Source organism: Leifsonia sp. ZF2019 (assembly GCF_019924635.1).
Classification (GTDB): Bacteria; Actinomycetota; Actinomycetes; order Actinomycetales; family Microbacteriaceae; genus Leifsonia.
The window spans coordinates 2,053,846-2,067,836 of record NZ_CP065037.1 but is presented as its reverse complement, the minus strand read 5'-3'; the positions used below and the strand labels follow the sequence as shown (position 1 = coordinate 2,067,836).

The 13,991-nt window shown below is 71.4% G+C and carries 7 protein-coding genes; 1 reads left to right on the top strand and 6 read right to left on the bottom strand.

What is annotated here, in order from left to right; genetic code table 11:
- The first annotated feature begins 140 nt into the window (after positions 1-140).
- Positions 141-1,256 carry an alanine dehydrogenase gene (gene ald, locus IT072_RS10190; protein ID WP_223360834.1) on the top strand — a complete coding sequence of 372 codons (1,116 nt, stop codon included), beginning with the start codon at positions 141-143 and terminating at the stop codon, positions 1,254-1,256.
- A gap of 25 nt (positions 1,257-1,281) precedes the next feature.
- Here the strand turns inward: ald and IT072_RS10185 are convergent, their stop codons facing one another.
- From IT072_RS10185 to IT072_RS10160, 6 genes are all read right to left on the bottom strand, one after another.
- Complete coding sequence (locus IT072_RS10185; RefSeq protein WP_223360833.1) at positions 1,282-1,857, bottom strand: zinc ribbon domain-containing protein; 576 nt, start codon at positions 1,855-1,857, stop codon at positions 1,282-1,284.
- The gene (locus IT072_RS10180) at positions 1,854-4,169 is read right to left on the bottom strand and encodes a transglutaminase domain-containing protein (RefSeq protein WP_223360832.1); all 2,316 of its coding nucleotides are present in this window, start codon (positions 4,167-4,169) and stop codon (positions 1,854-1,856) included. The genes IT072_RS10185 and IT072_RS10180 overlap by 4 nt, the downstream gene beginning before the upstream one ends.
- Positions 4,166-5,509 (bottom strand): DUF58 domain-containing protein, encoded by a 1,344-nt coding sequence (locus IT072_RS10175; protein WP_223360831.1) that lies wholly within the window; start codon positions 5,507-5,509, stop codon positions 4,166-4,168. Before IT072_RS10175 ends, IT072_RS10180 begins: the two co-directional genes overlap by 4 nt.
- Entirely contained in the window at positions 5,506-6,477 is a 972-nt protein-coding gene (locus tag IT072_RS10170; RefSeq protein WP_223360830.1) for an AAA family ATPase, read from the bottom strand. The genes IT072_RS10175 and IT072_RS10170 overlap by 4 nt, the downstream gene beginning before the upstream one ends.
- Before the next feature lie 76 nt (positions 6,478-6,553).
- On the bottom strand, positions 6,554-12,502 hold the full coding sequence (locus IT072_RS10165) for an Ig-like domain-containing protein (protein ID WP_223360829.1): 5,949 nt from the start codon (positions 12,500-12,502) through the stop codon (positions 6,554-6,556).
- On the bottom strand, positions 12,499-13,926 hold the full coding sequence (locus IT072_RS10160) for a serine/threonine-protein kinase (protein ID WP_223360828.1): 1,428 nt from the start codon (positions 13,924-13,926) through the stop codon (positions 12,499-12,501). The genes IT072_RS10165 and IT072_RS10160 overlap by 4 nt, the downstream gene beginning before the upstream one ends.
- Between the last annotated feature and the right edge of the window lie 65 nt (positions 13,927-13,991).

Here is a 13,991-nt window from a genome sequence, read left to right as displayed (position 1 = left end):
TCGCCGCGCACAGACGAAATCCACTCAATGAATGCCATGCCTGTACGGAATCAGCGTCCTGCCTCCGAGATTTATGTCGAAATCCTCCGTCGAGACGACTATGGTGAGAGCGAACACCACGTCGAAGTGAGAGGAATCCCATGAAGGTCGCGATCCCCCGCGAGATCAAGAACAACGAGTTCCGGGTGGCGATCACTCCGGCCGGCGTGCACGACCTGGTCGGCGCCGGGCACGAGGTGTTCGTCGAGGCCGGGGCGGGCGTCGGCTCCTCCATCCCGGACGAGCTCTACGCAGGCGCGGGCGCGACGATCGTCCCCGACGCCGCCGCGACCTGGGCCGCCGGCGATCTGATCCTCAAGGTCAAGGAGCCCATCGCCTCCGAGTACGGCTACTTCCGCGACGGCCTCGTGCTCTTCACCTACCTGCACCTCGCCGCCGACGAGGCCCTCACCCGAGCGCTCATCGACGCGGGTGTGACCGCCATCGCGTATGAGACGGTGCAGCTGCCCAACCGGTCCCTTCCGCTTCTCGCGCCGATGAGCGAGGTCGCGGGCCGGCTCGCCCCCATCGTGGGCGCGAACACCATGCTCAAGCCCAACGGCGGCCCGGGCCTCCTCGTCCCCGGCGTCCCCGGCACGCACCCCGCCGTCGTCACCGTGCTCGGCGGCGGCGTCGCCGGCACCAACGCCATCTCGGTCGCGGTCGGCCTCGGCGCCGAGGTGACGGTGCTCGACACGAACATCGCCCGGCTCCGCGAGCTCGACGCGCTCTACGCCGGCCGCATCAAGACGATCGCCTCCAACAGCTTCGAGATCGAGAAGGCGGTCATCGCCTCCGACCTCGTCATCGGCTCGGTGCTCGTGCCGGGCGCGAAGGCTCCGAAGCTGGTCAGCAACGACCTGGTCTCGCGCATGAAGTCCGGCAGCGTGCTCGTGGACATCGCGGTCGACCAGGGCGGCTGCTTCGCCGACTCCCACCCGACCACGCACGCCGACCCGACCTTCACGGTGCACCAGTCGCTGTTCTACTGTGTGGCGAACATGCCGGGTGCGGTGCCGCACACCTCGACCTACGCGCTGACCAACGCGACCCTCCCCTACGCCCGCGCGATCGCGAACCGCGGCTGGCAAGACGCTCTCCGGGCCGATGCCTCGCTGGGTCTCGGCCTCAACGTGCACGCCGGGCGGGTCGTCAACGCCGGCGTCGCCGAGGCGCACGGCCTCCAGGCGGGCGAGATCGCGGAGGCGCTCGTCTGACTACATCCACAGCGGGCGAGGCGGGTCAGCTGACGTCGAACCACTGGTCGCCGATCTCCACGCGCGTGCCGCGCGTGACGCGATAGCGACGACCCGCCTCGCACTGGCGCGCATCCGACCCGAGCGGCCGGGCGACCGTCCCGTTGCCGGAGTAGCGGTCGCAGATCCAGAGGTCGTCGCCTTCGAGCCCGAACTCGAGGTGGGTCTTCGACACGCTGCGCGCCGGATCTGAGACGACCACCAGCTGGTCCACCTCTTCGCCCGGCTGGGTGATGGGCCGGCGGCCGATGAGTCCGGAACCCGTCACCACGACGCTCTCCCCGGTCGAAAAGCTCAGGGTGTACGCGTGGGCGGCCGACGGGATGCGTGGCGCCGCCTCGAGCGGGAGCACCGCGACCGCTTCCGTCGGCGGCAGGCCGTCCTCATCGACGAATGGGCCGGCGACCGCCGGCCTCGGGAGACGTTCGACGATGGTGGTGTCCGACGGCCGCGGGTCGGCGACCTCGGGCTCGCGGACCCGCGCCGCAGTCACCGAGCTCCCGCACCGGCCGCAGAACAGCGTCCCCTCGCTCAGCTCAGCACCGCACACCCGACAGTTCATCGCCCGTCTCTCCTCTCACGCCTCCCTCCACGGTATCCGAGGGATCGCAGCGACACGGCCGCGAGCAGCCTCTTCCAGCGCGTGTCGCGCCGATCGAGCTGGCCGCGCAGTTCGTCGACGGTCTTCCAGACGGAATCCGCCTCGGCCGGCGTCGGTGCGGTGGGGCTGTAGACGGCACGATCCGCGACCTTCGCGAGCGCCGCAGCCCGGGCGCCTCCGATGGTCTGCGCGAACTCGACGCGGGTGGCGGCCGGCGGAGGTTCGTACCCGTGGTCCACGGCGGCATCGGCGAACTCGCGCCAACCGCCCACGATCCGGTCCACCGCCGTCGACGCCGATCGCCGCAGCGTGCGCCGCCTCCACTTGGCCGCGACCACCGCGAGGAACGGCGCGGCGAGGACGGCGAGCACCAGGAGGGTCCAGCCCACCGCGACGAGGATGGCGAGGAGGGTCTCCACGACCGGGTCCGGCGGGCGCTGGTCGGTGCTGTCGACCTGGGCCTGCGGCGGCTCGTCGTTCCGCTGCGGGCTCTCGTCGACGGGCGGCTGGACGTTCGTCTGGGGGCGCGAGATCTCCGTCGGCTGGTCGGGCTGCTTCGGCGGCACCGGGCGCAGCGGCGGCGTCGGGTCGACCGTCACCCAGCCCTCGGTGGTCTGGACCTCGATCCAGGCCGAGACGTCTGCGCCCTTCAGCGTGACGGTGCCGGAGGAGGCTGTGCCCGCGGGAACGGCGAAGCCGAACACGACGCGGGCGGGGAACCCGAGCTGCCGCGCCATCAGGGCGGCCGTGACGGCGTACTGCTCCTGGTCCCCGAGCATCGGGACGTCCGTCAGCAGTTCGGTGATGCGGTCGGCGCCGTGGCCGGAGCGGCTGGCGGGCTCGTCGGGACCCACGCCGTGGCTGATGTAGCCGTCTGTGGCGAGACCGCGCAGCGCGGCGGCGAGCTTGGGACCGGCACCGGAGACGCCCGCGGTGTACTTCTGCAGCACGGAGGTCAACTCGTCCGGCACCACGGTCGGCTTCGGGACGACGTCGGATCCGGGCTCCACCTTCTCGATCGCCGCCGCCGTGAGCGTCGGCACCACGACCGAGTCGGCCGTGTACGAGTCTCCCGAGCGCAGTCCTGTCGTCACAGCGCCCGTCCCGGTCACGTCGTTGTAGAAGAAGGCTCCGGCCAGGGTGGCGGAGTCGGTCCCGGTGAAGTCGATCTGCTGGAGCTGTCCGGAGCCGGGCACCCACGGACCCCGGTAGGCTCGCACCGTGACCGAGATGGCGTGCTCCTCTCCACGCACTCGCGATTGGTCGAGACGATAGGGCACGCGGGTGAACGAACCGGACGCGCTCGTCACTCCGTCGCTCCCGACCGAGTAGGTCACGCCGTCGTACGTGTCCAGGGTGGCGATCCGCAGCCGTCCATCCTGGGGCAGCCCCTGGACGGTCAGCATCGGCTCATCGGCGCGCGGGGCCTCCTGGTACGAACGGAAGGCGCTGAGCGGGCTCGGATAGGCGCGCGGTTCGAAGGGCTGCTCCACCGCCGTGCGGACGACCTGGCGCGACGGCGCGGGCGGCACGACCGCCGCGGCGGCGATGCCGACCACCGAGGCTCCCAGGAGCATGACGAGAGCGCCCACCCCGGTCAGCAGCGCCGTCGACCGGCGCTCCCGCGGCGTCTCCACGGAGAGCCCGCTCTGCTGCCCCAGCGCGCGCAAGGCGGCCGATCGACGCCGGAGCCGGAACCGGATCAGCCAGACGAGCAGGAGCGCGAGCAGCCCGAGTACGACCCAGAGCGGGACCGCGGTCGTGCCGGGACCGAGCGCGATGCCGCACACCAGCAGCACGGCGGGAGGGAGGGCCGCCGACTCGGGAACACGGGCACGCAGCGCGACACTCACGGTGACCACCGCCGCCAGCAGGATCAGGACGAAGGCCGGGACGAGGAGCGCCTGGTAGGAGCCGACCGGAACCGAGATCGTCACGAGCTGCTTCCAGCTGAGCCAGGTGGCCCGGATCAGGTCGACGAAGCCCGCGCCGCTCGGCAGGAGGCCTCCCGCGGTGGCGGCCGTCGGCACGGCGAGCTGCACACCGGCGCCGAGGTAGACCAGCGCCGCCGCGCCCGCGATCACGATGCTCGGCCAGCGGAACACCGCTCCGAGCACGCCGATCGCCCCGCCGAGCACCAGCGTCGCGATGAGCAGGACGACGAACGGCCCCGACTGGTACACCGGCCAGAACGACCAGGCCGCGAGAGCGACGGCCGCCAGCGCGAACGCGGTGTCGACGGCGGCACTGCTCGCGCGCACACGCGCTGTCATGTCGCGAGCCGTTTCGCGAGGCTGCGCTGCAGGTCTTCGAGGAAACCGATGGTGAGCACGGTGAGGTCGGCGACGCGGCGGAGGGAGGGGACAGCGCCGGCGTCGCATACGATGGCCACGACATCCACCCCCAGCGGGAAGTGCGCGGCCGCAGCCCGCAACTGCGCCGCCGTCGGCGGAGACCCCGCCACGAGGAAGGCGATCGAGGTCCCGCCCGCGTCATCCGCCGCCACCCGGGCGAGCTCGGGGAGCCGGAGGGTGGCTGCCGCCGTCTCGACGCCCGCGAGGTCGTCCAGGAGCCGGCCGCGGTTGACCGTGCTCAGGTGCCGTGCGCTCAGCACCATCCGCCTCGCGAACTCGGGCGTCTCCGCGCTCGCGACGACGGACACCGTGCGGGAGTCGAGCATGGCGCGGACCCCCAGCGATCCGGTCGCGCCGACCGCGAGCTCGAACTCCTCGTCCGAGGCGTAGTCGGCCGCGGCGAGGCTGAGCGCGACCAGCAGGTGACTGCGGCGCGTCTCCTCGAACTGCCTCACCATGTAGTCGCCGGTCTTGGCGGTGCTCTTCCAGTGGATGTAGCGGCGCTCGTCGCCCGGCTGATACTCGCGGAGGGCGTGGAATGCGATGTCGCTCGACGTCAGGTCGCGCGTCGGAGCGCCCTCCAGACCGCGCACGAAGCCCGTGCTCATGCTCGGTATCGCGACGGTGCGGGGATGCACGAACAAGTCGAGCGCTTCCGCCCGGACCACCTCGCGGCGCAGCAGACCGAGCGGGTCGGCGCGTACGGTGCGGACCGGTCCGATCGGCACGATCCCGCGCCGGGCGGTGGGCACCACGAACACGTCCGAGTGCTCCTCACCGGCCGCGAGCGCCGGCGACGCGAACTCCGCCAGCCCCGCTCCGATCGGGACCTCGATGTGCACCCCCGACAGCCGGCGGCGACCCGGATTGCGAACCACGACCTCGCCCGGGGCGCGGTCGCCGACGACGACGCGGTTCGACGGCAGCGAGATCCCGACATCGAACGCGATCCGTCCGGCGAGGTATCCTGTCGCGATCACGAGGAGGGCCAGCACCGTCCACCCGGCCACGACCGCCTCGGTCCAGCCGAGCACATAGCCCGACACCAGCGCGACGACCACGACCGCCGCCAGCGACCACCCCAGCGGGGTCACGACCGAGCCCGCACGGCGGGCCAGCCGGGCGACCGCCTGACGCCCGGTCGCCGTCGAGCGGACGATCCAGACGATCGCATCCGCCAGCATCCCCTCGCGTTCGCCGACGATACGGGAGCGGGCGTTGGTGAGCTCGGCCGGCGTACGGGTGACGGTGCCGGTCACACGATGGCCCGGTCACTGGGAGGCGGCACCTCGATGAGCAGCTGCCCGACCACGCTCGAGGCGGACACGCCCTCGAACTCCGCCTCCGGGTCGAGTACGAGACGGTGGGCGAGGACGGGCTCGGCCAGTGCCTTCACGTCGTCCGGTGTCACGTAGTAGCGTCCGGCCGAGGCCGCCAGCGTCTTCGCGGTCCGCAGCAGGGCGAGCGCGCCGCGGACGCTGACCCCGAGCCGGATCTCCTCCGCCGACCGCGTCGCGTCGACGAGTCGTGCCACGTAATCACTGATCGTCGCATCCACGTGCACGCCGCGCGCCATCGTCGCCATCTCGACGACGGTCGCCGCCGACACCACCTCGGGCACCACGACCTCGTGGGCGCGGTGCTCCGCCCCTTCGAGGATGCGCAGCGTCGCCTCGTGATCGGGGTAGCCGATGGACGCCTTCATCAGAAAGCGGTCGAGCTGTGCCTCCGGCAGCCGGTAGGTCCCGGCCTGCTCGATCGGGTTCTGCGTCGCGATGACCATGAAGGGCGCACCCACGGCGTGGCGCACGCCGTCCACCGTCACCTGCTGCTCCTCCATCACCTCCAGCAGCGCCGACTGGGTCTTCGGACTCGCACGGTTGATCTCGTCAGCGAGGACGATGTTGGCGAAGATGGGCCCCCGATGGAACTCGAACGCGCCGGTGCGCTGGTCGTAGATGTTCACGCCGGTGATGTCGCCGGGCAGCAGATCGGGGGTGAACTGGACGCGGTTGGTCGACCCGCGCACGCTTTCGGCGATCGCCCGGGCGAGGGACGTCTTGCCCGTCCCCGGGTAGTCCTCGAGCAGCAGGTGGCCCTCGCTGAGCATCGCGGTGAGCGCGAGCCGGATGACGTGAGACTTGCCCAGCAGGACGCGATCGATGTTCGCCACGAGGCGGTCGAACACGCTGGAGAACCAGGTCGCCTGCTCAGGGGTCATCGTCATGCGCGGGCCTCTCAGGATGGGATTCGGCGGGTCGGCCGCAGCCACGCGGTCCGGAGATCAGTATGCCTGTCGCAGCTCATTGCATCCCCGAAGACCGATAGGGCGTGCTGTACGTGTCTCCTGCCGTGCGGGTGACCGAGATCACGAGCTGCGGATCGGGGTCGGCTCCCGGTGCGACGCAGCTCGCCGTCTGGCCGGCCGCCGGCATGTCGGTGGCGGCCCCTCCGCAGCTGTACCGCACCGCCGCGTAGCCGGGGCCTGTCGGCCAGGAGGTCCAGGTGAACGTGCGGGTCGTGGCGTCGTAGCGCTGGCCGCCGATCACCGTGCTCACGGCGACGCCGAGCGGGAAGCTGTTCGGATCCTGGGCGGTGCAGAGCTGGGAGCCGTCCGGGTACGTCTCGCAGATCCGTGTGATGGTGATCGCGAGATCCATGCCGTAATGCTGTCCGTTGCCGCCCGCGACGATGCCGCTCGTCGGGTTCGAGCCGCTCAGTGTCCCGCTGTCGACGGCGCTCCCGCCCGACGTCAGCGTGTACGTCACCGACGAAGTCGATCCGCTTCCCGCGCTGTAGGAGACGCCGTTCACCGAGAAATCGAAGAGGCCCTGCGCGCTCGGCTGGAGCGTCGCATCCACCGAGACCCCCGAGACCTGCCCCGGCGCGCGCCGCGGGGTCGCGGAGACGACCGCGCTCGCCGTGCAGCCCTGTCCGTTGTACGCGTACACGACGAAGTCGTATGGCTGGTTCGGCTGCAGGTTGGAGAAGGTCGCGCTGCCCCCCTGCACCCGCTGGAAGGATCCGGAGAGCGGATCGGTCTTCAGGACCGGGTTGCCGTTCTCCACGCCGCTGACGGAGCACGACGGCTGGGCTCCGCCCTGGAACACCCCCGCGAAGTACGACGTGATGGCTTTGCCGTTGTCCCCGAACACGCTCGGCCAGCTCAGCGTCGCGGTGCGACCGTCCGAGGTGTCCGGGGAGGCCACGGGCGCCGTTCCGGTGGTCACCGGCGCGCCGGCGGGCACACCGCTCGACTGTGTCTGATTCCAGGTGGTGCGGCCCTGGTAGAACTCGTTGCGCGACGCCACGGTGAAGCCGACGGAGACGCCGTTCGCGAGCGTCGCGTCCGAGACGTTGATCGAGTACGCGGTGCCGACCGGGTCGGCGCCGGCGACGAGCAGCGAGCTCGTGACTCCCCCGACGGTCACCAGATACGACGTGATCGGACTCGCCCCCGCGGCGTTCGCCGGCTTGGTCCAGGTGACGCGGAGCCCTCTGTCGAGCGGGGTCGATGCGACGGAGGCCGGCGCATTCGGGACGACGTCCGACCAGGTCGCCTCCGCGTACGGTGTCGGGTCGGAGAGACCGAGCGCGTTGCGCGCCCTGACGCTGAGCCGCACCGCATTGTCCGGGCCGTTGCCCGGGGTCTGGATCGCGCAGGAGGTCGTGGTGCAGCTCGTCGTGGAGAGCGTCGTCCCGCTCGCGGCCGATGTCATCGCGACGTCGAATCCGGTGATCGGCGAGTTGTTGAACGCTCCCGGGATCCAGCTCAGCGTGAGGCTGCGATCACCGATCGCCGAGATCTGCACGTTCGCCACCGGCGCGGGGCGGTCCTGCACCGAGATCGTGATGGTTCCCCAGGTGTACCGATCGGGATCGCCCGTCGCGTCCGCGACCTCGTACTGGAGGGTCGTGTCCGCCGGGGCCGCCGTCGCCGAGACGCTGACGGAGAGGGTCGAGCTGTCGGCGCTCGGTGTGATGCTCACGCCGTCGGGCAGGCTCCCCCCGAGTCCGCGAACGGCGAGCACACGCAGCGGCTTGCCTGGGAACGGGTTGGTCGCGGCGTCGTTGGCCAGCACGTCGACCTGCGTGGTCTGCCCGCGCGGGGCGACGACGCGATCGGCCTGCGGGCTCGCGAGCGGGCGCGTCGACGGCACGACGTTGATGTCGACCCTGCCCGCCTGGCCGGCATTCACCGCGTCCTTGACTCCGATGGCGAGCGAGGGGGTCGCTCCCTTCTGCGTCCCCGCCGAGACGGTGATCGTGAGCTTCTGGCCCGAGAGCGACGTCGAGACCCCGGCGGGCTGAGGATCCTGCACCCGGTAGACGAGCTCGCCCTGGTCCTTCGCGTAGGGATATCTGGTGAGCTTGGTGAGGTCGATCGTCTTGCTCTGGCCGGGCTCGAAGTCGATGAGCGCGCCGGTGAAGACCGGCGGCTGGTTCTCGCGCGGTGTCACCTCCATCGGGAGCACGATGGTGGCGACGTTGCCCGACGGATCGGTGGCGCTCGACCCGTCCGTCACCTGGAACGAGATGGAGGCGGGCCCGAAGTAGCGCGACGTCGATGCGTACTGCAGCGTGTCCCCGCTCACGACCAGGTCATCGCCGTTGGCGTGAGTGGCGCGGACGGTCGCGGCGTCCGTCAGACGGACCTTCCGGCCGCCGACCGCGACGATGTAGTCGTTGAGGTGGATGGTGAGCGTCTTCTCGCTGACCACCGAGAGCTTCGCCGCGCCGCGCTTCACCTGCGGCAGGGCGTCGTCGTAGCCCGGCACGTGCACGAAGCCGTAGGCCACGATGGAGGGGTCCTCCGGGTTCGCGACCGCGAACGGCACGACCTGGCTCTTCGCGCCGATCGTCACCCGGACCCGCTTCGCCGCCGTTATCTGAGCGCTGTCGCCGTATCCGGGAACCACGGACAGCCGGAGACTGGAGACGGCTCCGTCGGCGAAGAAGACGTTGGCGAGCACGTTCACGTCGACGTGGTCTTTGCCGAGGATGTCGGACAGGCCGAGCGTCGTGTCCTCGACGATCGGACGGGCGGGCGGCGCGTTCGCATCGACGGTGACCCGCAGGAAGGCCTGGCTCGTACCGCCGCGCTCGTTCTGGATCGTGTAGAGGAAGCCGTACACGCCTTGCTTCTGCGGTGCGGTCACGACGACGATGTCTCCGCTGACTCTCGCCTTGGCGCCGCCGTCGAGGGACGAGACCCCCGTGACGGAGAGCGGGCTGCCGTCCGGGTCGCTGTCGTTCGCGAGGACCTGCACGCTGAGCGTCTTCCCCGGTCGGGTCGTGACGTCGTCCTCGACGGCCACGGGGTTGCGCGCGCCCTCGGCCCGCGCGGCGATACCGACGCGGACCGTGCCCGTCGCCCGCGCGCCGAGCGCATCGACGACGGCATACGTGAAGGTGTCGGTCCCGGCCGCATAGTCCCCCGCCTGGAAGTCCATCCAGTCGGCGCCGGAGGCGATCACCGCGCCCTTCTGCGGGTTCGTCTCCTGCCCCACGAACTGCACAGAGTCGCCGTCGGGGTCGATCCCCGAGAGCGGGATGGTGATGCGCACCACGTCCCCCGCGAGCACCCGGGCCGTGACCGTCTTGGGCACGGGTGGGTTGTTGGTCGCGGCATCGCGCTCGCGCACCGCGATCGTGACGTCGGCCGTCGCCCACTGGCCGTCTTCGCCGACCACTTTGTACGCGGCGGTGTAGTTGCCGGGACGCGTCGGAGCCAGGTAGCGCAGGTGGTCGCCGCTCGCGAACAGCAGACCGGCGCCCGCAGGCAGTGGCAAGGCGAGCGCAGGATCGAGGGTCAGCTTGTCCCCGTCCGGCTGCACGTCGTTCGCGAGCACCGGGATGTCCACCACGTCCCCGACGCGCACCGAGACGGAGTCGGGCGCGGCGATCGGCGGCTGGTGGACCGTGAGCGGCGGGAGCTGCACGACGGTGACCGTCCCCGACGTCTCGGCGAGGCCGTTGCTCAGTCGGTAGTGGAAGTCCACGGGGCCGCCCAGCGGCCGCCCGAGGGTGACCCGCAGGGTCCGCTGCTGCAGCACCTGCACGTGCACGCCCGTGGAGGCGTCCGGCTCCGTGACGCCCGTGACGAGCAGCACGCCGCCGGACGGGTCGATGTCGGTGGACAGCACGTCCACATCCTGGGTCGACTGCTCCCGGATGAACGCGGTGTGCGGTACGGCGATGGGCGCCGTCTTCGCGCCGGGGGGCGCCTTGACCTCGACGCGCACGACGCCGGTCGTGGTGACCACGCCGTCCGTCACCGAATACTCGATGTTGTGCGTACCCGGCTGATCGGACTCGAAGCGGAAAGTCCCGCCCTGGTAGTCCGGCGTGATGGTCGCGTCGGCCTTCGTCGGCACCGTGGCGAGCCGGACGGTGCCGTTGCCCCCGCGCACGTGGTCGAGCGGCCGGATGGCGACCTCCTGGCCTTCGTAGGTCAGCACGGCGAAGGGGTCGGCGATGATGGGCACCTGCCCGGGTGGGCGCACGGTCACCGCGAGCAGGCCGGATCCCTCGGACCGGCCGTCGGAGAGGGTCAGGGCGACGTCCGTGAGGTCCCCGCCCTCGCCGTGGTCGGAGAAGGCCACCTGGCCCTGCGGGGTGAACGTGACCGTATCGGGCAGGGGCACGGCGGCCCCGGCGAGATAGAACGAGTCGCCGTCGGGGTCGTAGCAGTCGCCCAGGACGGCCGTCGTCACGCGGCCTCCGCTCTGCACCACGGCCTTCGCCGTGCGCACGCACACCGGCGGCGAGTTCTCCTGCGGTTGACGCACCGCCACCACGACATGGGCCGTCGCCGTGCCTCCGCGACCGTCCGAGATCGTGTAGTCGAAGGCGATCGACCCGGTCGCCGTCTCGGGCAACGAGATCTGCAGCTGCTGGTCGGCGTTGGTCAGCTCGATGGTGCCCTGCTCGTCCGGGATGGCCGTGAAGGAGTCGATCGTCAGCACGTCGCCGTTGGGGTCGTAGTCGTTGAGCAGCACCGGCAGCGACGTCACCCGGCCCGGGCGCGCGCCGAACTGGTCGTCGACCGCGACGGGAGGCTGCTCCTGCTTCTCGTACTGGGGGGTCGTGTCCTGCTTCGACTGATCGACGAGCTCCTTCGTGGTCTTCGTGGCGACCAGCTCGTCCCAGTTGTCGATGCGGGTGTTGCCGCTCTGCACCGCCCACGAGACGCCGGACCGTGTGTCGTTCAGGACGACGCGGTCGCGGTTGGCGCGGAAGGCCAGGGTCGCGCCCGCCGGAACCGTCGCCAGCGACGACCGCTCGCCCGAACCCGCCGCATCGCAGGAGCGCCAGGCGATGCCGCTGTTCCAGCCCGCGTACGTGCAGCCCGCGACGGTCACCGGCGCGGCGGCCGCGCCCGAGGCGGTCCGGAACGGCGTCGTCGTCGCGCTTCCGTCGAGCGGCACCCGGACGACGCCGCTGGTCGTCCCGATCCATGCGGCGGTCCCGCTCGACGACGGCTGCTGCAGCACGGGGTCGGAGCCGTCGCCGAGCTCCGGCGACAGATCGACGGACCGCCCGTCGAGCCACAGGCGGCGCTCGTCCGGGTCCAGCAGCGCCCAGTGCCCGGCCACCGTCGTCAGAGAGACGTTCGCCCCGTCCCCGCGCGTGGCGACCTTCGCCGTGGTGGTCGAGGGCTCGCTGCCGCTCAGCGCGATCCGCACCACGGAGCGCGTCGACGGCTGGTAGGTCACGAGCGCGCCGTCGGGGTCCATCGCGGCGACGGTCCGGCCGCCCAAGTCGACCGTCGCCGCCGATCCCGAATTGAACTGGTCCAGCTGCCCGACCGTCGTCAGCCACAGCTGGCCGGTGGTCTGCGAGAGGAGCGCCACCCGGTCTCCGACGAGGAAGACCGCGGGGGCTCGCGGCGGCAGCGCGACCGACTTGCCGGCCTCCGCGGTCGCGGGGTCGACGACCGCGACCGTGTTGGCCTCGCGGTCGATGAGGAGCACGTTCTCGCCGTCCTGCACCACCTCCAGCGCCTCGCCCGTGCCGGCCACGACCGAGTTGAGCTTGTCGATCTCGGTGTTCGCGCGCCCGATCGACTTCTTCGCGTCGCTCGCGACCCACACCGACGCGTCGTCGAGCCGCAGCTGCTGTGCGCTGTACCCGCCGGAGACGACGGCGAGGGTGGTGACGAGCGCGGCGACCGCTGTGCCGCTCACCGCGGTCGCGGCGATCGACTTGTGGGTCGCGACCCACGCCCAGACGGCCCCGAGCCTGCTCACGGACCGTCGCTCCGCTCGACGCACTTACGGCCGCTCGGCGCTCCGGTCTTTCCGTCGCGGTTCACGGTCACCGTGGCGCACACGGTCTGGCCGGCGCGCGCATCCACCCGGAACTCGGTCGAGCGCTGGCTCGCCGGCGGCGCGTCGTCGACCGCCACCTGATAGACGTCACCGGACTGAACGCCCGGGTCCGACCAACGGAAGACGATCGTGCTCCCGGCGACCTGGCCGCTGAGATCGCGCACCACCGGGATGTCGTCCGGCGCACCGGCCCGCACGAGGACGATCGAGGCCGTCACGCCCAGAACGACGACGAGCACCGCGCACGCGACCAGGGAGTAGACGAGTGCGCGCGGGGCGCGCGCGGGCGCCACGGGGACGGTCCCGGGCGCGCTCCCGCTCTCGCGCACGATCGTGCGCGTCGGGGCACGGCCCGGAGCGGGTGGAGCGGGGACGCGGCGCCTGCGGCGCATCGACCCGGCCGGATCGACGGCGAGGACGCCCGTCACGCGAGTGCGATCCTCCGGGTCGGCGGCGGCCGCGACCGCCCACTCGTCCGTCGCGACCTCGATCGGCGTCTGCGGGAGCGCGAGCTCCGCCTCCACCGCCTGCAGCTCGCGGACGAACTCGAGCACCGACCGCTGGCGCTGTGACGGCCGCCGCGCCATCGAGCGGAGGAGGACCTGCTCCAGCCGGGGCGGGATGTCGGCTCGCTCGAGGGGCTGAGGGCGGCCCTTGGTGATGCGGTGGATCAGCTCGGCGGAGGTGTTCTCCTTGCCTGCCACCTCGAACGGGGACCGCCCGGCGATCAACGAGTACACGGTCGCCCCGAGTGACCAGACCTCGCTCGCGATCGTGCCGCTGGTCTCGTCGAGCAGCACCTCGGGCGCCGACCACGGGACCGAGAGACCGACGGCCTCGGTGACGTCGGCCTCGCTGAGCGTCGCGGCGATCCCGAAGTCGCTCAGCACGGGATGGCCGTACGCCGTCGTCAGGATGTTCGACGGCTTGATGTCGCGGTGCAGCACTCCGGCACGGTGTGCCGTCTCGACCGCGCTCGCGATGCGTACGCCGACGCTCAGCGCTTCCGCCACGGGCAGCGGCTCCATGCGGTATCGCTGGCCGATGGCCGACGAGCAGAGCTCCATCACCAGGTACGGGCGGCCGTCCCCCGACACCCCGGCCTGGTACACGGTCAGGATGGACGGGTGGGTGCTGAGCTGCGCCATCAGATTCGCCTCGGCCTGGAACATCTGCTTGACCTGGCTGGTGACGACCTCGGCGAGCATGACCTTCGCGGCGACCTGGCGGCGCGGAAGGTTCTGCTCGTACATGAACACGTCCGCGAAACCGCCGGACCCGAGCACCCGGACGTAAGAGAAGCCGGGGAGGTTCGGCGGCTGGGACGGCAAGCGCCGGGCCACGAGGCTCCTCCGTTCCGCGTCGACTGCGCCCGCCGCGCGCGAGCGTTTCCCAATTGTAGGCAGCG